General features: G+C 39.6%; 16 protein-coding genes and 1 tRNA gene. 2 read left to right on the top strand and 15 right to left on the bottom strand.

What is annotated here, in order from left to right; all coding sequences use genetic code 11:
- Window positions 1-22: 22 nt before the first annotated feature.
- The 14 genes from B158_RS0111780 to uvrB all read right to left on the bottom strand — a co-directional run bounded on the left by B158_RS0111780 (window position 23) and on the right by uvrB (window position 17268).
- Window positions 23-2737, bottom strand: a complete 2715-nt coding sequence (locus tag B158_RS0111780; protein ID WP_156823105.1) for a glycosyltransferase family 4 protein — start codon at window positions 2735-2737, stop codon at window positions 23-25.
- Window positions 2738-2805: 68 nt separating this feature from the next.
- Window positions 2806-4068 (bottom strand): UDP-N-acetyl-D-mannosamine dehydrogenase, encoded by a 1263-nt coding sequence (gene wecC, locus B158_RS0111775; protein WP_018625587.1) that lies wholly within the window; start codon window positions 4066-4068, stop codon window positions 2806-2808.
- 105 nt (window positions 4069-4173) lie between these two features.
- Entirely contained in the window at window positions 4174-4938 is a 765-nt protein-coding gene (locus tag B158_RS0111770; RefSeq protein WP_018625586.1) for a hypothetical protein, read from the bottom strand.
- Between the two features lie 18 nt (window positions 4939-4956).
- Window positions 4957-6078 carry a non-hydrolyzing UDP-N-acetylglucosamine 2-epimerase gene (gene wecB, locus B158_RS0111765; protein ID WP_026309383.1) on the bottom strand — a complete coding sequence of 374 codons (1122 nt, stop codon included), beginning with the start codon at window positions 6076-6078 and terminating at the stop codon, window positions 4957-4959.
- Between the two features lie 34 nt (window positions 6079-6112).
- Complete coding sequence (locus tag B158_RS0111760; RefSeq protein WP_018625584.1) at window positions 6113-7579, bottom strand: hypothetical protein; 1467 nt, start codon at window positions 7577-7579, stop codon at window positions 6113-6115.
- Window positions 7579-8229: an ABC transporter ATP-binding protein gene (locus B158_RS0111755; RefSeq protein ID WP_018625583.1), complete on the bottom strand. Its 651-nt coding sequence runs from the start codon at window positions 8227-8229 to the stop codon at window positions 7579-7581. The genes B158_RS0111760 and B158_RS0111755 overlap by 1 nt, the downstream gene beginning before the upstream one ends.
- Window positions 8226-9011 (bottom strand): ABC transporter permease, encoded by a 786-nt coding sequence (locus B158_RS0111750; RefSeq protein WP_018625582.1) that lies wholly within the window; start codon window positions 9009-9011, stop codon window positions 8226-8228. Before B158_RS0111750 ends, B158_RS0111755 begins: the two co-directional genes overlap by 4 nt.
- A gap of 2 nt (window positions 9012-9013) precedes the next feature.
- Window positions 9014-10813, bottom strand: a complete 1800-nt coding sequence (locus tag B158_RS0111745) for a polysaccharide biosynthesis/export family protein (RefSeq protein WP_018625581.1) — start codon at window positions 10811-10813, stop codon at window positions 9014-9016.
- Window positions 10806-11213: a hypothetical protein gene (locus B158_RS0111740; RefSeq protein ID WP_018625580.1), complete on the bottom strand. Its 408-nt coding sequence runs from the start codon at window positions 11211-11213 to the stop codon at window positions 10806-10808. The genes B158_RS0111745 and B158_RS0111740 overlap by 8 nt, the downstream gene beginning before the upstream one ends.
- 42 nt (window positions 11214-11255) lie before the next feature.
- Window positions 11256-12713, bottom strand: a complete 1458-nt coding sequence (locus B158_RS0111735) for a capsule assembly Wzi family protein (RefSeq protein ID WP_018625579.1) — start codon at window positions 12711-12713, stop codon at window positions 11256-11258.
- A 100-nt stretch (window positions 12714-12813) separates the two neighbouring features.
- Entirely contained in the window at window positions 12814-13620 is an 807-nt protein-coding gene (gene cysQ / locus B158_RS0111730; RefSeq protein ID WP_018625578.1) for a 3'(2'),5'-bisphosphate nucleotidase CysQ, read from the bottom strand.
- 182 nt (window positions 13621-13802) lie between these two features.
- Complete coding sequence (gene rfaH, locus B158_RS0111725) at window positions 13803-14306, bottom strand: transcription/translation regulatory transformer protein RfaH (RefSeq protein WP_018625577.1); 504 nt, start codon at window positions 14304-14306, stop codon at window positions 13803-13805.
- Window positions 14303-14944 (bottom strand): MlaC/ttg2D family ABC transporter substrate-binding protein, encoded by a 642-nt coding sequence (locus tag B158_RS0111720; RefSeq protein WP_018625576.1) that lies wholly within the window; start codon window positions 14942-14944, stop codon window positions 14303-14305. The genes rfaH and B158_RS0111720 overlap by 4 nt, the downstream gene beginning before the upstream one ends.
- A gap of 335 nt (window positions 14945-15279) precedes the next feature.
- Window positions 15280-17268, bottom strand: coding sequence for an excinuclease ABC subunit UvrB (gene uvrB, locus B158_RS0111715; protein WP_018625575.1), 1989 nt, complete (start codon window positions 17266-17268; stop codon window positions 15280-15282).
- A gap of 123 nt (window positions 17269-17391) precedes the next feature.
- On the opposite strand from uvrB, the gene B158_RS0111710 reads away from it, so the two are divergent.
- On the top strand, window positions 17392-18570 hold the full coding sequence (locus B158_RS0111710; RefSeq protein ID WP_018625574.1) for a pyridoxal phosphate-dependent aminotransferase: 1179 nt from the start codon (window positions 17392-17394) through the stop codon (window positions 18568-18570).
- A 92-nt stretch (window positions 18571-18662) separates the two neighbouring features.
- Window positions 18663-18738 (top strand) — tRNA-Asn (locus B158_RS0111705).
- Window positions 18739-18895: 157 nt separating this feature from the next.
- Here the strand turns inward: B158_RS0111705 and B158_RS0111700 are convergent.
- Entirely contained in the window at window positions 18896-19747 is an 852-nt protein-coding gene (locus B158_RS0111700; protein WP_018625573.1) for a universal stress protein, read from the bottom strand.
- Window positions 19748-19767 lie beyond the last annotated feature (20 nt).

Below are 19767 nucleotides of genomic sequence, written 5' to 3'. Positions count from 1 at the left end.
GTACCCACATGATAAACTAGCATTAATCTCTTTCCTCATTTATTATTAATTGAGTCAATTCGTTATAAATTAGTTCACTGCCAAACTTCTTAATTAAATAATCCCGATTTTGTAATGACTGATTTTTCTTTGCATTATCAATCACTTCAATGGCACTTTGAACGGTACCATTACAAATCCAATTGTTCGGATAAATATCAGAAGCACCCTCCCAAGGCCAAATAACTGGAAGTGCGCCTGCCAAGACACCATCAGCAAGCGCATAATGAAATGATTCATTATCGCTTGGCGAAAGAATAACGTTTATATTTCTATACCATAAGGCAACATCATTGCCCCATTCATAGAAATGAATGTTTTTATCTAAATCAGGGGTTTCTTTGATTTTGTCATAGAGTGCGTAATAATAATCAAGCTCTGCAACACGGCCAGGAGCATGCATAAAGTCGAGATTTTCTGGCCGATGTCCCTTTATGTGTAATGATGCCTTACGCCCGTGTTTCAATAACACTTCTAGCAACTCAATTGCTCTGTCAAACCTTTTTGTTTGAGGAACAATTCCAACCATGCCAAGCCTTATTTCTTCATCTGAGCTCTTTTCTTCGAATGGAACATCTTCAAGGAAATTTGGAATGACGACTGTTTTTTCAATTGGCCAATTAAATAACTTTAATGCCTTTTGTCTTATATTTTCGGAAACAAATATAAATTTAGACACTTTTTCAACGTTAATATCGTAAGCAAATTTACGTGCCTTCTCTCTTACTTCTTGAGCATGAATTCTTATATACAGTGGCTTTTCCAAGTGATTATTCTTACTATACCAAACAGCATTAGCTAAGCCCCACTCACAGAAAATTATATCTGCCCACTCTTGCTTTTTTTGACTTGACTTAATATCTATACTTTCCCCCCATAGCCAAGGATCAACCATGACAGGCACTCCATTTCTCTTAAGGTGAGAAATAAAAGGGGATATAAACTTTAAATCAGTACCTGCAAACAAAATTCTACGTTTTGTTTGAGGATTTGTATTAAATGTAGACGCAAGTGATTTAGCAATAGATTCGAAAGAGAATTTGTTTGTTATTTTTTTAGCTAACTCGTTATTATTGGTGTCCAAACTATTAGTTAAAATATCCCTAATTTCACTAGGTTTTGTTATATAGTATTGATAGTCTTCTTTTAATAAGCCAACATTTATGGTTGATGGATAACAAATAGCTTTTTGACCGTGCGCAACCGACTCAATTAACTTAGTAGAAACCTCTAAAGTAGAGTTCTCAAATGAAGCAGGCCGGTAACACCATACATAATCCATTTTAGACATTAGCACTTGACAATCAGTTCTCGAAAGTGACCTGTAAAATGTGATAAATGATTCACTCTTAATTAAATTTGTAATTAAATTTCTAAAACCTGGGTGTGAGCCGTCACCGTCACTAATTTTACCTGACGCAATATGAATCTCTATTTTGAATCCTTCACTCCTTAATTCTCTAACTTCATTTATTAATTCAAGAACTCCCCAGTTAGGTTGTATTTTTCCAGAATAACCGATCCTGATTAAATCTTCGTCGGTATCATCTAATCCTCTAAAATATTCATGTTTGTCCTTTTCTACGGAACTTATAGTAGGAGGAAGATATAAGGCTTTAATATTGCTACTTAGAGCAGAAACATCCATTAATGCCTGTTTTATCTCCTCAGTCTGATATAACAAATAGTCTGTATGGAATAAAAGTTGCTCAAGACTTTCATGTGAATACTTTATAATTGGCCCATTAATATTTGGTGTATAAAAGTCCGTTACATATACAAATTTTCTGCTATTGAATGTTTTATCTTTTTGTACTTCTAAAGCCAGCTCAACACCTCTCGTCACCAGACCGTTAATTAAGGGGCATTCATTGTCTATTATTTTTAGAGCTGTGACTGCATGCTCTATTGTAAACTCTCTAAAGTGACGGAAGTCATGTGGGAATAGTGTTGTAATATTTTCAGATTCTAAATTAACGAGAACATTATTATCAGTTTTTATATTGTCTTTCGCGAGTAAAATCACATGTGTAAATCTTGACAAAATGTTCACAAGTGATGTGAGCCATATAGACGAACCATCAATGGTATTAATATTAATATCGCCATAAACTAAAACCGAGGTCGGCAATTCTCGTAGCCGCTCAATTATTTCTCCATTTAATTCCAAAGGCGTTACGTCAGTTATAGAAATCTCGTTAATGTTTATTGCTCTATCAAATTGTGTTTTAAAACTTGCTTTTAGGTATTTAATAGGTTGACTAACATTTAGTTGTAAAGACTGGTGGAATATACCAGTGTTATTTCCTCCACCTCCCATATACTCAAATGGAAGTAATGTTTTAGTCTCTCTTTTTTGTAAATTTAAAACCTTCTCTCTTTGTTTGATATATGAATCTGTTGTAAAGTCAAACGATACATAAATAGAATTTCGTCTTATATTAAGAAACTTATCATTATGATAAATTGTAACTTTATAACTACCAGCTAGTAATTCTTCAAAGATAAAAGTCTTTTCCTTTGACTTTGAGATCATGAAAGGGTTTGATTGATAGAAACTCTTATTGAACTTAATCGAGCTAAATTTCCAAATGAGCTCTTTAGTAAATTTTTTAATATGAAACAGTATCTTTTTGATCTTATCTACAATATGTGACTCAACTACTTTTAACTTATCTATAATAGGTCTTGGTAGCATCCATATCAGCGATCTTTTAAAATATTTTACTACCTTTCTTACGAGGTTTTTTAATTTGTACATGAAGTTCATTTAATTAATCCAACCACATCAACTATCTGTGAGATTTCGGCAATTTTTGTTCTATCAATTGATTTATACTGTCTATGTCCTACTAAAAAAACATGGATATCAGCATCAATATTATCGCTACCCAATTCTGCTTTATTATGATGACATAGGTCCACTGGTAACTCATCTATATTCGGTTCGGAAATAATTAAATTATCTGGATATAGAGCTGACAAACACCGAACGATTTGCAATGCTGGACTTTCTCGCAAATCATCAATATCAGGCTTAAACGCTAGTCCATAACAAGCGATTGTGACTTCTTTTATAGATTTGTTCTGTTCACTACATACCAACTCAACTGCTCTATTTACTCTTTCAACAACCCAAGCGGGCTTGTAATCATTCACCTGTCTAGCAGTATGAATGAGCCTAGCTTCATCAGGCGTTTTATTGACAATAAACCAAGGATCTACTGCTATACAGTGACCTCCAACGCCAGCCCCAGGTTGCAAAATATTTACTCGTGGATGACGATTGGCAAGTTCGATAAGCTCCCAAACGTTTATATCAAGCTTATCGCATATAATTGATAGTTCATTAGCAAAAGCAATATTCACATCTCTGAAACTATTTTCTGTAAGCTTTGCCATTTCTGCGGTTCTTGCATTGGTTACAATACATTCACCCTCCACAAAAATCTTATACAGTTGGCATGCTCTTTCTGAGCACTTTGGCGTCATACCGCCAATAACTCGGTCATTCTCTACTAACTCACGAACTACATGACCTGGTAATACCCGTTCTGGGCAGTGAGCGATATTAATATCAGCTAACTCTCCCTTTTGTTGCGGAAAAGTTAAATCACTTCTGGCCTCGGCTAACCATTTAGCCATTTGCTCAGTGGCACCTACAGGAGATGTCGACTCTAATATAACAAGGTCGCCTTTTTTTAGAACTGGGGCTATTGCTTTACTTGCTGCTTCGATATATGAAAGGTCAGGCTCATGATCACCTTTAAAAGGTGTCGGCACTGCTATTAGATATGCGTCAGCATTTTTTGGAGTTGTTGTTGCTTTTAGATAACCCTCAGACACTGTTGCATGTACTATCATATCTAATTCAGGCTCAACAATATGAATCTTTCCGTCATTGATGGTATCCACAACGTGCTGACCAACATCGACACCTATAACATTAACTTTTCTGGAAGCAAACATAGCCGCGGTTGGAAGGCCAATATAACCCAATCCAATAACTGAAATAGTTTCAAATGACACGTAAGCACCTCATATGCATAATATTTTATAAGTATCAAAGAGTAAGTTAAATGCAGTATAAATTGTTATCGACAATGCATTTAAACGATCTATAAGTCCGCTCTATTAATTTGTTGTACTATCAGTCTGTTTACTAGACTCAAAGAATAAATGCTCGATATGTTCTTTAAATAACGTCTTAGAAATTGGTGCATGTCCAACTGGAACTTGAGAACTATGCTCAACAGTGACCTTAAAATATACTGCATTATTAGATTGTTTCTTAAGATAATTTCCAACTGCTCTAACATATGGAGCTACATGATTACCAAAATGATGGACATCTGTCGCGGGAGTGAAAATGTGGACATTTGGAATTCTTTTTTGTTTATTGAATAAACAAATCAAATTTAAGTGCTCTTCAGCACGGGAATCAATATCATGTAATATATGTTCAATCGCCAGATTAGAACCTGGATAGTTATATAAGTTGGTTTGTGGGCACTCGGCAAATGCAAAACTCCCTTCAACCAAATTTGCTAGATAAATACTAGCATAGCCACCCATTGATGAACCTGCAAATATAATACTTGGCTTTTTATTTTTAACATTAGATTTAATAAATAAACTTAACCATGCAGCGAGATTTTTTAACCAGCTGCCTTTTTCATTATCTAAAAACCAAGCACCATTTAAAGTATCTTTATATTTTAACAAAGAAGGGTCTGCGCATGAAATATAACACTTATCAGGAAACAAATCATGCCACATTGCTCTCGTAAAATAAGGTAAGTATTTTTTACCTATGGATGGTAATGAAACTACAATGCCATTCTCTGCTAAATGAGGTCTAAATACCTTAATACACTCACTTGGAAATATGTCTTGCATTATAACGGTCCTTAGAATTTATTGTTCAAGCGCATATAATATTTTTTCACAAGCCTTACCATCCCCATAGGGGTTATGCGCAAAGCTCATTTTTTGATATGCAGTTTCATCAACTAACAAGCTACTTAGTTCAGCAACAATAGTATCTACAACAGTTCCAACAAGCTTAACTGTACCGGCCGATACAGCTTCCGGTCTTTCCGTGGTGTCTCTCATTACAAGAACAGGCTTGCCTAAAGAAGGAGCCTCTTCCTGAATACCGCCAGAATCTGTCAGGATTAAATGAGACTTATTCATTAAATATACAAAGGGCAAATAATCTAACGGTTCAATTAAATGAACATTACTAAGTCCTTTAAGCAATCTATTAACAGGCTCCCTAACATTTGGATTAAGATGTACAGGATATACAAATTGGACACTTGGGAACTCTTGAGCTGCTTGTGAAATCGCAGTACAGATTCTTTCAAAACCATCTCCAAAACTTTCTCGACGATGGCCAGTTATCAATACCATTTTTTGGTCTAGTTGCAGAAAGTCGAACTGTCTTTCTAACTTACTTGAAAGTTCTGAGTTATTTTCAAGCTTACTAATAACCTGTAATAGCGCATCAATCACAGTGTTACCAGTTTCATGAATCTTTGAACCGTCTACACCTTCCTTAAGAAGGTTTTCGATTGATGTTTTTGTTGGAGCAAAATGCAGGTCTGCAATAGCTCCTGTGAGTTTACGGTTGCCTTCTTCAGGCCAGGGTGAGTAAATGTTCCCAGTTCTCAAGCCAGCCTCAACATGCCCAACTTTAATTTGTTGATAATATGCAGCCAATGATGCCGACAGTGTTGTTGCTGTGTCTCCGTGAACTAATACGTAATCAGGTTTAAAATCCTTGAGAATACTCTGCATACCAGAGAGTATTCCGCATGTAACACCGGTAAGGTCTTGCCCTGGTTTCATAAGATCCAAATCGTAATCTGGATTAATTTCAAATAGCTCAAGAACCTGATCAAGCATTTCTCTGTGCTGAGCTGTCACACATACTTTTGATTCAAACTTTGTTGAACTTTCAAGTAATTTGACTAGTGGTGCCATTTTTATTGCTTCAGGTCTAGTCCCAAATACTACTAAAACTTTCTTATTCATATTAACCTAATTCATTATTAATGATTGTATGAGATCATTTACTTATTTCGTGTATTGTTGAATAAATTATTTTTCCAATCCCGAAAAGCATTAATAGAACCACTGCTAAAAGGGCTAAGTTATATAATACTTTGGGGTAGGTTTTTTCTTCTGCAAGAGTAGGGCTCTCAACGACTACTAAGTACTTGATCTGTCTATAAGCTTCCACTCTTGATTTTTCAAGAGAAATTTGAGACGAAGCATAAGCTTTCAGGGCAAGCTCCATATCGACTTTAAAATCTACAAACTTAGATAGAATCTCACTAACCGATTGACCGCTTTCAGAGTCTGTCAACCGACTTCTCTCAGATTTCAGCTGTTCCTCTAGTGCATTAATTTCATTAACAATTGATGTGACCTGAGGTGCAGTATCGCTCATAACACCTTTTAAAGCTTTGAGCTCGGCTTGTCTTTGCGCAATCAGGCTCTCTATCGAGTAGGCGATTTTCTGTATTGCCATTCCTTCAGCCTCAGGGTCAAGAAGGCCATACTTATTCTGAAACTCCAACAATTGTTTTTTTGTAGACCTGATTCTTTCTTCAACTAACGCATGCTCATTTTGTATGAATTTTAGTTGCTCTTTTGCTAACTTGTTACCAATCTGATTAATGTACCACTCTGCTCTCTCAACTATTAACTTATTAAGAGCTTGAGCAAACTCAGGTGTGAACCCTTGCGATTTAACACTAATCACCTGTGATTTTTGGTCCACATTCACTTCAACATGATTTTCAAAGTACGCATAGAATGATTCTTTAGAGCTATCTCTAGACAACCTCGAAATATAATCAGCATCAGACGATGAGTAATGCTTTTTTAAATCTAACTGTTCATCTAGATAGTTAATTAAATCTGCGGAGTATATAAATGCTTTGACCAACTCTGCATCGGTTCCAGTTGGTTTAACACCAAGACCGGAGAGTAGAGCCATGCCTGTATCCATAGTAGCCATACTGTCAGGTTGCTCTACAATTATTTGTGACTCACTAACATATCTTGGAGAAGCGATTATGGTTTGATAGATGAAGAACACTAACCAAGGCAGTAAAACTATCATAAAGAAGGGTTTCTTATGTAACTCCATGCCCAGCAATATTCTTATTATAGATTTGTCACTAGATGCTTGTTGTTTAGTTTCACTACTCTTATTCTGAAACTTAAAAGAACCCTCAGCCCTGTCACTCATAATAGCTTTATTAGAGTCACCTTCTTTAATATTTTGTTTATTAGCGCTAGAGTTACCATTATTTACCTTTTCCAACCTTCGTTCGACGCTTTTAGCATATTTATTATTAAGATTTTTGACTCTTTGCAATATCCTTAATGATAAAGCAGGATGGTTATCCTCATAGTCATTTGCTAGCTTAAGTAAATGTTGAGCATCATTCCATTGCTGTTCATTCATTGAAGCTTTTAACTCAAGAAATTCTTTTTCTATTTGTTTTCGATCATTAGTATTCATTAAAGCTTCCTATATACGGATATTGCATCTTCAAGATCTTCATAAAACTTTAATTGACCTTTCTCAATTATCACAGCGCTGTCACAAAATTGCTTTATTTCTTTGATATCATGACTAACCATAATGATATTCGCATTTTTACTCTTATTCATAAGTGATTGCTTTGCTTTTTTCTTGAATCGTTGGTCTCCAACAGATGTTGCCTCATCAATTAGGTAAATATCAAAATCAATGGCTATACAACATGCAAATGCTAACCTTGCTCGCATACCACTTGAATAAGATCTAACCGGTAAATCATATTTATGTTTAAGCTCAGTAAAGTGCTGTACTTTCCTTTCGTACTCTTCTAAATCTAGAACTCCATTCACTCTTCCAATAAAACGTGTATTTTCCCTACCAGTCATTTGGGGATGAATACCAGTTGCTAAAGCTACCGGCCATGATATCGATGCGGAAGAGGTTATAGTGCCACTATTTGGATATTCACTTCCCGCTAACATTCTAAAAAGAGTAGACTTACCAGCTCCATTTGCTCCTAAGATTGCTAAGTTTCGATTTTCTGGAAATGAAAATGAAATATTCTTAAGGATGTACTGATTCCCTAAAGAGGACGGGTAATATTTGGTAACGTTATTAAGCTGAATCATACGCTTATTGCTTGCTTCCAGTAGCGCTTATATATGACCAGTGATAGAAAACAAATAACTAAAGTGCAACCATAAAGATATGACTGGCTAACACCAACAGCCCCAAAGCTAGGATAAGCAGCTTGTCGGGAAAGTTCTATTGCATGCAAAAGCGGATTCCAGTCCAAATAATGCCAATATTCCTGTGGTACGTCCTGTAAGCTAAAAAATACGGCTGAGATAAAAAGCATTGGCCTTTGAGCCATTTCTCTAAACTTATCAACTTCTGGAAAAAAAGCAGTCGAAATCGCAAAAATTATTCCAATACTTAATGCAAGCAACCAGAGTAAAGTAAAGTTAATAATCACTGTTAAGGGATCTTTTAAAACAAGTTCAATTCCTAAAAACCACATAATTATAACTAAAACAATAATAACAACGAGCTTAACTATGTATTCAAATAATGCAGTAGCTATAAACGAACTAATTGGAACGACTTGCCTGAATGCAAAAAGAGGCTTATCTTTTTTTAGAGCTTTTGAGGATGAGCTTAAAGTGGTTATAAAAAACTGAAGAGAAACAATTCCGTACACCATAAAAACGAATGTTGGCATTGTATGTGTTTCAGAGCCATTCATCACACCTCTAATAAATGACAAAATAAAAATAAACGAAACTGGTTGAATTATTGCCCAGCTAATTCCAAATTTATCATTGAATCTGCTTTGCATTCCACGGATAAACAGAGCAAAGATAACATCAAGCCATATTCCAAGCCTACTTCTATGCTGTACTTGTGCCATATCTAGTCTATTGCTACGTTTGCAGCTACGGCAATCTGGTAAATGATTTGCGTCATGTCTTTAACTGCTTGCATGATTTTCGCATCAACTTTAGGTAGCACTAAGACTTGATCGCCCGGTTTAATTTTATTTTCGTTTTGCGAGTGGATCATCCAGCTAGATGATGACTGCTCAAAATAGCTGACTAAACCATTTGCGTGAACAACTATAATTCTCTCATGGTTGGCTCTTTCAGTATAACCACCCGCCCAAGCGATATAATCCTCAATGCTTGCATTAGGATTAAAGACAACTGATTGCGGTAGTAACACTTCACCACCAACATGAACAAGGTCTGATTTTTGCGGGATAACAATTTCATCACCCTGCTCCAGAAGAATATTTGCAATGTTGCCATTTTCAGAAACTATGACTTTACCAAGTGGCTTAATTTGCTTTGCTCTGCGTACAAAATCGGAAACCAACCTAGCTTCCTGGGTTCTGATTGCACCTTCTCCACTAGATTGGACAGGAGCGGTATAAACACTTCGTTCTAATCGATCGAGTGCTTGGTCTATCATTTCTTTTTGTTTTTCGGCGACACTTTTTCTTAATAGATAAATATTTTCAAAGTCCGCTAATTCGGGATCGATTTCTACATGGCTCAAAAGATCATGCAGTCTGGTTCGTTTTTTGACAGTGTAATGTGATGGTCCTAAATGACTGCCACTGACCTTGATGTCATATATTTGTGCATGCCAGTCATCATTAAATAATAATTTATCGCCATCCATCAGTTCAAAATCTGAAAACTGTTCGAATGGTAAGTAGACAGAGAAAGGACCATCTGGACGTGTGCCTGCAACCCCGACATGGCTTATGCTGGATAAAGGTCTTGCGTAATGAGATAACTCCTTACCTTTTGCACTATCATCTTTAAACTCGAAGCGGAAAGAGTTTCTTGCTCCAGCCATTACGGTAACTGTTGATCCTTGTTGGGAGACCAGGATCACATCTTTATCTTTAAAACTAAATTCTGGTAATACGCCATTTCGTAGGAACTCGTAGAGATCAAACTTAATAACTTCTTTTTCATCTCTGATTACAGAAATTTCTCGATAGCTACCACGATCAGCATCGATTCCCCCTGCACGCTTTAAATAGTATAGGATGCTGTCGGATGCCATCCCTGCATACTGACCTGGTCTTATAACCGGCCCCGTAACATATACGCTAACAGGTGTTGGACTCAGCAGATTGACGTACACCTCTACGTTTGATTTATAAACTTTTCTGATATGCGAAGTTACCAAAGAATTAACTTTGCTGGCTGGTGTATTACTTAACTTGATAGGTCCAATTTCAGGTAGAAAGATATTACCTTGATTATCAACGGTTACCACTTGTGACAAGTTTACCGCACCCCACATCCATATAGATATCTTGTCTCCTGGTGCTACTAGATAGTCTTCGTTTAAACCATCAACTCGCTCACTTTCATAGCCACCAGCAAATAGATTTGCACCATATGGTGCTGGAAGCCCTGCTTCAGATGGTGGAAGTAATTTTTCTATTCGTTGTTCACCAGGAAGCAATTGACCGTTTCTATTTTGGTCTAAATATGTCTTAGGGTTAACTTGTTGTACTGAGTTAGCGTTATCAGTCTGGTTCGAGTTAAGTATAGAGCTTCTTAATTCGAACTCATCGAGGAGCATAGCCTCTTCCTGGCTTGCTGAATGGCCAATACTGCCAGTAAGAGCAATTGCTAATAAGAAAAGCAATCGGATGTGGAGTTGTTTTGTATCCAAAAGATAACTATTCATTATTATTGCCCTCCCACAGTTGAGGTGTCGGGCTTTTTACAGTTAGTGAAGAGGCCATAAACCAGCCACTGGTCGTCATACAAACAGTACTATCGTATCCAGTATAATTTTTTTCGAAAACTCTTACGGACTTGCAATTCAACCCAAGTGCTGAAGTATATTCTTTGCCAACTAATATGGTGTCGCCCTGATATTGCAGCGTATCTCCTTCAGTGGCACCTTGAATAATGCGAGAGAAATCTTCCGATAAGTAATTTCCAGAATAAACTTTCTGATCTTGAATAAGTGGTATAGATGCAGATACTTCCGGAGGAGCACTAACGCACCCCTGGAGAGCAAGCAGTGTACCTATTAGCAAGAGACCTTTACGCACTGAGTTTTTCATATTATTTGTCTTCATTAACAACAATCTTTATAAATATTTATTGAGCAACTCTAAAGATTAAAATGTCATTTCCCAAGAGAGCCCGACGTTGTAACGTTCCTTCTGATAGCCAAAGGAATCGATCACTTTATCCTTAATGTCAATTTCAAAACCAATCACACTATCGCCAATTGGATACTGATATTGTAGCTCCAGCTGACGAAAGTTAACGGCGTTACTAGAAATGCTATGATTTCCGTCAACGCCATCACTATTCATGTCGACTCTAGCAAACCGAACCTTGTACCGATGACCGTTTTTGTGTGATGCCAAAATACCCAAAGCAATGCTTTGAGTATCATTATCATAAGTAGAACCAATACTGCGCCCCTCGGTACGGTATCCCGTTTGATAGATACCATGGTTATAGGTCAGGTTTGGTCTGTACTCATTTTCGGTATCAGAATACTCGATATATCCGAGTACGGCAAAGTCGCCAGAATACAGATTGTTCTTATAGCCTAGTTGGTGAAACTTTCTAGAAGGAGCATAACCAGCCTCATCTTCACCTACAAGCTGACCATAAATTGAACCCAACTTTGCTTCTGTAGGTATTGTCCAATTAAAATCTATGCCTGCTAGCTGATTACCAGCTTCATTAGAATTCAGACGATCATCACAGCCATCATCAATTTCGTCGCAATTCGTTCTTCCTAGCAGTAAGTCTGTGAAGCTTGAAAGTGACTCTGGGCGACCTTCTCCACCCCACTGAGCCGTTCTGCGGAGCCCTATTTCCAATGAGTCGAAAGGTTTAAAGGTCACACTCATTCCCAGTAATTTAGTGTGCGGGATAAAGCGATCGCTTTCCAATTGCCCTGCAAACGCATTCAAACTCCAAGGGCCTATCCAGGATAACCATGGACTTTCAAAAGGATCGCTATAATTTCTTTGTATAGAAATACTGGGGACTGGCCTTGCATTGTTACTTAAAATCAAAGACGTTTCCCAACCTGGGCCATACCAACGCTCCTGCGCCCCAGCCGAAATTATCCAGTTACCTGCGATGGCTGCAACATAAGAATGGTCTAGCCTATCTTCTTCACCATCAATAGGGTCTAGAACTTTGGTTGCCTCGACATTCCAGGCGAGTGTTTTGCCAAGTCCTGAAGTCCGGACTGAAAGCTCTGCTTCTTCACGTCTTTCATCTCCAAACTGGCGCAAGACTTTATTTTGATTGCCGGCTCTTAAAGATATGGACGTTTGTCCGTTACTACCCATCTCAATGCCAGCTTTACGCTTCAACCTTAAAAAGGCGGGAACCATATCCGGGTCCATATCTTCCTCAGAGGCAGCCTCTAAATCTTTAATAATAGAAGCCCAAGGTAATGGCCAGGTAGTAATTGGTGCTTTAATTATGCCTTCGCTTGCCAATTGCTCAATATCCGCGCGCAACCAGACATCACGAGTATCTAGCCATGGCTCGGCTAAGGCATTAGCAGAAAAAAATAACAATAATAATATTGAATATACCTTCATTTGTTTCTTATTCCCTTGTTTTTCTAATTTATATACAGTCTCATTTTTAAGATGGTGTAAATAGACACCAAAGAACTACTTCTGCTCAATAACAGAGCACCTAAATAGTAATTTCAGGACCTTTAACGATAAAATAAGGATTCAATAAGGATTCTTTGGTGTTGTAAGCAAGAGTCTCTAGCTCAGTATTTTTGTCTATATCGAATACGACACAAGCTCCACCAGCTGCATTGACCACCGAATGAGCAGCAGCAGTATCCCATTCGCTGGTAGGGCCTAAGCGAGGATATAAGTCTGCCTTTCCTTCAGCAACCAGGCAAAGTTTAAGTGAGCTACCCATAGGGATCATGTCATAGCTAGGGTACTGATTTAAGTAGCCAACCATGGCATCTGATTGATGCGAGCGGCTACCAACCACTCTAAGTGGAGTTTCTGCCTTATCTGATACCCTTATTTGCTTAGTCTCACCAGCTTCTTCTTTCCAGGCACCAATTTCTTCTGATGCAAAGTATAAAACATCTATTGCTGGTGCATAAACCACTCCCAATACAGGTTTATTTTGGTGTATAAGAGCTATGTTAACTGTAAACTCACCATTCTTTTTAATGAATTCTTTGGTGCCGTCGAGGGGATCAATCAGCCAATAAGTTGACCAGGACTGCCGCTCCTTCCAGTCAATATCAGCAGACTCTTCAGATAATACCGGAAATCCAGTTTTTAATGCTGCAAGCTCATTGATAATGTGGTGATGTGAAGCAAGATCGGCTTCAGTGAGAGCGGATTCATCCATCTTTTCGTAAATATCGAAGTCCTTCTCATAAATTGCCATGATTTCATTTCCTGCATCGATGGCTATCTTATTAATTTTATTAACAAATTCTTGATTTAAAAAATTATTAGTATCCATATTATCTATATCTCTCAGGTACGCTACCGCCCGTGGGTTTTCGGTTCCCAAAGCACCTTCCTGTTCGGTAAAGCTCGAACTATTTGTCCAAAATTTTTACAATTTCTAAAAGCGCGCGCCATTATAGTGGGATAGCGCAAACAATGTAACCTGCCGTTTTAATTAATTTTGCCTTTTAACACCTAGGCTTTTCTTAGCTTGTTATTTTCAAGCTCCATCTCTGTAGCTTTGCCCAAAATAGTCAATAAGACGATAGAGCGCTCTTCACCGTTACTTATTTTGAAAACCCCTTCTAAATCCTTGAAAGGACCATCGGTTATTACTACTTTATCACCAGCTTTTGGAGCATTAGTTTCAATAGCTGCATCCCTTATTTCCAGTATCTTCAAATGCTCCAGAACGGACTCTGGGACTCTGCCAGGAACTCCACCAAATCGCACAAAATCACGAACGCCTCGCGTCGAACGAATCTTGGACCAGTCCTGTCCATTGGTCTGTAACTCTACAAATAAATATCCAGGGAAAAGTGGTTCGGAAATTAATTGCCTTTTACCACGGATAATCTTTTCAATCTCTATCAAAGGTAAAACACAATTAATCGCTTGATTTTTAAGATGTTCTTCAGCTCTAAGCTCTTGTCTAGGCTTTGAATGAACTAAGTACCAGCCCTTATTGTTGTCAATCACTTCTTGGCAACCTTCAGTTTTTCATTAAATTCCTGATTTTTTCTATTAAGATCGGCCAACACACCCTCAAATCCTTTTTCATCAAAGGTTGACTGGAAGTAGTTTTGCTTCATTTTGACGAAGCTAATTCCTTGAAAACTAAAGTCATATATAGTCCAAGCGCTGTCTTCTTTGTATATTTTCAAGTCTATGGACAGATCAGGCAAAGATGGGCTATCAAGCACCACTCTTAACCAGCCCTTATTCTGCTTGTCGTTCAAGCGTATAGAGTCAACCGTGGCGGTTTGCCCCTGATATTGGCGCATGACCTCATACAGATAACGACGCATGGTCTGTTCGTATGCAGCAATCAGTTGTGATTCTTGTTCAATTGTAAGTTCAGACCATCGCTGAGCTCCAAACATGGCGCGAATGGTATTTTTAGCAGACCATACGGTAAGCAAATCAGTGTTAACGAAAGTCATTAAAATAGAGGGGTTTTGCAGGGCATTGTTATGGTTTTCCTGCATGAAGTAATTAATGCGGTCTAACTTAGCCTGGAAAAACTGCTTCAGCTCCTGATTATCGACACTCGCATTCGCAAGTTGAGAAAATAACCATAGCAACACAAGCAAGCTGTATTTGACTGTCTTTGTCATTTCTTCTCCCAGACCTTCACCTATAAAATCAATAACTTAAACAATATTCTAAACTTCTCAAACGACCTTAACCGTTTTTGCCTTAATCTTGGCTTAATACTCTATTATGCGGTTGTTAAACAACCTTGAGCTAAGCGGCATATTGTAGCATCTGAACACCGACTGAAACAAAGGTTCAATTGCTGATTCCAAGGTGTTCTGCTAATGTGAAATGGCTCTCTTTGGGCTGGTTATGTGGTTAGCAAAGCACTGTGTATAAGTCGCTTCACTAGTATAGAATTGATGATAAGCAGGTGGGACAGGACCCACCTATATGAGCGTAAGTTGCAGTATTCTCAGGTCGCCAAACTGGCATCACGTAGCTTTTCGATTTCATCTCTAAGTTTTGCAGCTTTTTCGAACTCGAGGTTTTTAGCGTATTCAAGCATCTGCTTTTCCATTTGAGCAATCTCTTTAACCGCATCGGCCAGAGATTTAACCTTATACTGATCCAGCTTTTCTGCAACTTTACGGCTTTTCTTGCTATGGCCTGTATCCATGACATCAGTGATTTTCTTGCTGACGCCAATAGGAGTAATACCATGCTTTTCATTGAATTCCTGCTGAATCGCGCGACGACGGTTCGTTTCGCCAATGGCCCTTTCCATGGAACCTGTGATTCTATCGGCGTATAAGATTGCTTTACCACTAAGATTACGTGCAGCACGACCAATGGTCTGAATCAATGAACGTTCCGAGCGCAGGAAGCCCTCTTTATCCGCATCAAGAATAGCCACCAATGAAACCTCGGGCATGTCCAGACCTTCTCTTAACAGGTTGATGCCGACTAGCACATCGAACTCACCAAGACGCAAGTCACGAATAATCTCCATTCGTTCTACCGTGTCGATATCCGAGTGCAGATATCGCACGCGGACCCCATGTTCCGATAAATAGTCAGTCAGATCTTCAGCCATCTTTTTAGTTAGAGTGGTCACCAGCACGCGCTCATTCTTTTCCACACGAAGGTGAATCTCAGACAGCAAATCATCTACCTGCGTACCTACTGGGCGAACTTCCACTTCTGGATCTATCAGTCCAGTTGGGCGCACCACCTGCTCTACAACCTGGCCAGAATGCTCTTCTTCATACTTGCCTGGCGTTGCTGAGACAAAAACAGTTTGCGGTGATATGCGCTCGAATTCTTCAAATCTTAATGGACGATTGTCTAATGCTGCAGGCAGTCGGAATCCATAATTCACCAGCGTTTCCTTACGCGAGCGGTCGCCTTTATACATTGCTCCAATTTGAGAGACAGTGACGTGAGATTCGTCGATTATCATCAAAGCGTCGGGTGGCAAATAGTCCAGTAAACAAGGTGGCGGTTCGCCAGGCTGTGCACCAGACAGGTAGCGCGAGTAGTTTTCGATACCTGAGCAATAACCCAGTTCCTGCATCATCTCAATATCGAACTTGACTCGCTGCTCAAGGCGCTGCGCCTCAACCAACTTGTTCTGCTCGTAAAACTGAGCGAGCCGTTCTTTCAGGTCAACCTTGATCTGCTCAATAGCGTCTAGAATCGTCTGACGGGATGTCACATAGTGGCTTTTCGGGAATACAGTCACACGGGTCAGCCGCTTCAATACCTCACCGGTCAGCGGATCAAATGTTTGAATGGTTTCTACTTCATCATCAAATAACTCGATGCGAATGGCATGCTTTTCTGACTCGGCAGGGTAAATATCAATCAAATCCCCACGTACACGATAAGTTGCACGCTGCAGATCGAATTCATTTCGGGTGTATTGAAGTTCAGCCAGTCGTCTGAGAATGAATCGCTGGTCTACCGCATCCCCTACTTTCAGGTGCATAACCATGCTGTGGAAAGCTTTGGGGTCACCCAGACCATAAATTGCGGATACAGAAGCAACAATAATGGTATCGCGGCGCTCTAACAGAGCTCTGGTGGCGGACAGTCTCATCTGCTCAATATGCTCATTGATCGATGAGTCCTTTTCAATAAAGGTGTCTGATGCTGCAACATAGGCTTCTGGTTGGTAATAGTCATAATAGGAAACAAAATACTCAACCGCATTATTGGGGAAAAATTCCTTCATCTCGCCATAGAGTTGCGCCGCCAGCGTTTTATTCGGCGCCATGATAATGGCTGGTCGCCCACTTTGCGCAATGACATTAGCCATAGTGTAGGTCTTGCCCGAGCCAGTTACGCCAAGCAGAGTCTGGTGCGATAAACCGTCTTCCAGGCCTTCCAGCAATTGCTTGATTGCTTTCGGCTGGTCTCCAGCAGGCGGGAACGGTGATTGAATATCAAATTGTTGGCTCATGACTTTTACTTATACACTCTTGTAAAACTACGCTGCTAAAACTTGGGTGGGCGAAAAAGTTGGAGTATCATTGCCAGATATTCTCGCACACTCATCATCGATCAAACAAATTAAGGGGATACGGTGGCTATTCAACTTTCCGAACGTGTAAAACTTGTTAAACCATCACCAACGCTTGCGGTGGCAGCCAAAGCCAAGGAGCTTAAGGCTCAAGGGCGTCCAATTGTTGGATTAGGTACCGGTGAACCGGATTTCGATACACCAGACCATATTAAGCAAGCTGCAATAGAAGCCATTAAAGGCGGTGCAACCAAATACACGCCTGTCGACGGTACTCCTGAACTCAAGCAAGCCGTTATCGACAAGTTCAAGCGCGATAACAACTTGGACTATCAAGCCAACCAGATCCTTGTATCATGTGGGGGCAAACAAAGTTTTTACAACCTTTGTCAGGCTCTGCTGAATGATGGCGATGAAGTGATTATCCCTGCTCCATACTGGGTATCTTATCCTGATATGGCAATCTTAGCAGGCGCAAAACCCGTTATTATTGAAACGACCATTGAACAACATCTGAAAATCACACCTGAGCAATTACGCAGCGCGATTACTGACAAGACAAAGCTCTTTGTCATCAACAGCCCAAGTAACCCGACGGGTGTTGCCTACAGCAAAGATGAGTTAAAAGCACTGGCTGATGTGTTAGTGGAATATCCGGATATCGTGGTCGCTACAGACGATATGTACGAGCATATCCTGTGGACTGAAGAGCCATTCGTAAACATCCTTAATGTCTGCCCTGAACTGTATGACAGAACCGTTGTGTTAAATGGCGTGTCAAAAGCTTATGCCATGACTGGATGGCGTATTGGCTATGCTGGTGGCCCTGCAGATTTAATTGGCGCCATGAAGAAGATTCAGTCGCAGAGCACTTCTAACCCAGCAGCACCCAGCCAGGCTGCAGCTACAGCTGCTCTTGCTGGCGACCAGTCCTGCATCAAGCCAATGCTTGAAGCTTTCAAGAAGCGTCACGATTATCTGGTTCATGCTCTAAATAGCATTGAAGGAGTCACCTGCTTACCGAGTGACGGCACTTTCTACGCGTTCCCCAATATGCAAGGCTTAATAGAAAAGCATGACTGTGAATCTGATCTGGATTTTGCTGAACTGCTAATCGAAAAAGTTGACCTGGCACTGGTCCCTGGTTCAGCGTTCGGCGCACCTGGCCACTTACGTCTATCCTATGCTGCAAGTATGGAAACGCTAGAGGAAGCTATCCTAAGACTCAGAAAAATGGCTTAAATTTAAAAAAATTATCACTTGGGTGTTGACCGTTAAGAGAAATATGTCTATTATCTCGCCCCGTTCAGCACACAAAGTGATGAACGCAAAATTCCCCCTTAGTTCAGTTGGTAGAACGGTGGACTGTTAATCCATATGTCGCTGGTTCAAGTCCAGCAGGGGGAGCCATATTCGAAAGGCCTTACAGCAATGTAAGGCCTTTTTTGTTGCTTGGGATAAAAGCCATGTAGTCACTGTGTAGGCAAGCAAAGATGCCAATCATATGCAGTTAAGTTTATTTAAAAGAACGCTATCCACGAAAGTAGATAGCGTTGGGAATGGAGTTTTATCGAAGCAATATTAGTGGGATGTTGCTGTTGCTGATCATGGTTTGGGTATTGCTTCCGAGGAAGAACTGTCGAACTCGAGAGTGACCATAAGCACCCATGATCATCATTTCGATACCAGCCTTTTGTCTGTAAGCCTTTAGTGATTCTATGACCTCCCCCTGTATCAGAGCGGGTTGAACCGTATGGTCATGCCTGGTCAAAATATCTGTGGCTCGACTAAGCGCATTCTTATTGGTTTCATTATCATCACCCACCATCACAATATGCCCTTCTAAACCTTTCAGTAATGGGCTTGCTGCCACACGATCAATGGCTTTATTTGCCGTTTCACTGCCGTCATAGGCAATCATGTAATTTTTAGGGGGCTGGAACTCACCTACCGTGACTAATATTGGAACATGCATGGCTCGAACGACGCTTTCCAACTGCGAACCTATAGTATGTGCAGCAACATCATGATCTTCACCCAACCGCCCTAATACCAATAACCGCATATCGGATTCCATCTCGGTTAATGATTCAAGCAGACTGCCATGTCTCTGTTGCATAAAGATATCATTAATACCTTTTTCTGCTACTCGTTGACGCGCATCTTCTAGCATGTGTTTACCGTGCTCTAAAGCAATTCGACTTCGCTTCTCATCAAGTTCAGTCAACTGTTCCAGTAAAGATTCACGAGCACCAAGTCCAATAGTTCCCGATAAGTTTTCATTTTCAGGACTGATGGCTTTTTCAAGTACATGCAACAAGCTTAAAGGTGCTTGCAATTTACTGCTCGCCCAGGCTGCTGCATCGCATACAGAAGCTGACATGGCTGAACCATCAATACAGGCAATGATATTTTTCATCTCGCTCTCCTTATACATTC

This window comes from Kangiella aquimarina DSM 16071 (assembly GCF_000374105.1).
Taxonomy (GTDB): domain Bacteria; phylum Pseudomonadota; class Gammaproteobacteria; order Enterobacterales; family Kangiellaceae; genus Kangiella; species Kangiella aquimarina.
Note: the sequence above shows the minus strand (reverse complement) of the source record. Positions and strands in the feature narration are given on the sequence as shown.

Coding starts and splice junctions, on each gene's coding strand:
- B158_RS0111700 (WP_018625573.1), bottom strand. CDS start 19,747: ATGAAAAATATCATTGCCTGTATTGATGGTTCAGCCATGTCAGCTTCT.
- B158_RS0111770 (WP_018625586.1), bottom strand. CDS start 4,938: ATGCAAGACATATTTCCAAGTGAGTGTATTAAGGTATTTAGACCTCAT.
- cysQ (WP_018625578.1), bottom strand. CDS start 13,620: ATGGATACTAATAATTTTTTAAATCAAGAATTTGTTAATAAAATTAAT.
- B158_RS0111760 (WP_018625584.1), bottom strand. CDS start 7,579: ATGAATACTAATGATCGAAAACAAATAGAAAAAGAATTTCTTGAGTTA.
- uvrB (WP_018625575.1), bottom strand. CDS start 17,268: ATGAGCCAACAATTTGATATTCAATCACCGTTCCCGCCTGCTGGAGAC.
- B158_RS0111755 (WP_018625583.1), bottom strand. CDS start 8,229: ATGATTCAGCTTAATAACGTTACCAAATATTACCCGTCCTCTTTAGGG.
- B158_RS0111750 (WP_018625582.1), bottom strand. CDS start 9,011: ATGGCACAAGTACAGCATAGAAGTAGGCTTGGAATATGGCTTGATGTT.
- B158_RS0111780 (WP_156823105.1), bottom strand. CDS start 2,737: ATGCTACCAAGACCTATTATAGATAAGTTAAAAGTAGTTGAGTCACAT.
- B158_RS0111720 (WP_018625576.1), bottom strand. CDS start 14,944: ATGACAAAGACAGTCAAATACAGCTTGCTTGTGTTGCTATGGTTATTT.
- B158_RS0111735 (WP_018625579.1), bottom strand. CDS start 12,713: ATGAAGGTATATTCAATATTATTATTGTTATTTTTTTCTGCTAATGCC.
- B158_RS0111745 (WP_018625581.1), bottom strand. CDS start 10,813: ATGAATAGTTATCTTTTGGATACAAAACAACTCCACATCCGATTGCTT.
- wecB (WP_026309383.1), bottom strand. CDS start 6,078: ATGAATAAGAAAGTTTTAGTAGTATTTGGGACTAGACCTGAAGCAATA.
- B158_RS0111740 (WP_018625580.1), bottom strand. CDS start 11,213: ATGAAGACAAATAATATGAAAAACTCAGTGCGTAAAGGTCTCTTGCTA.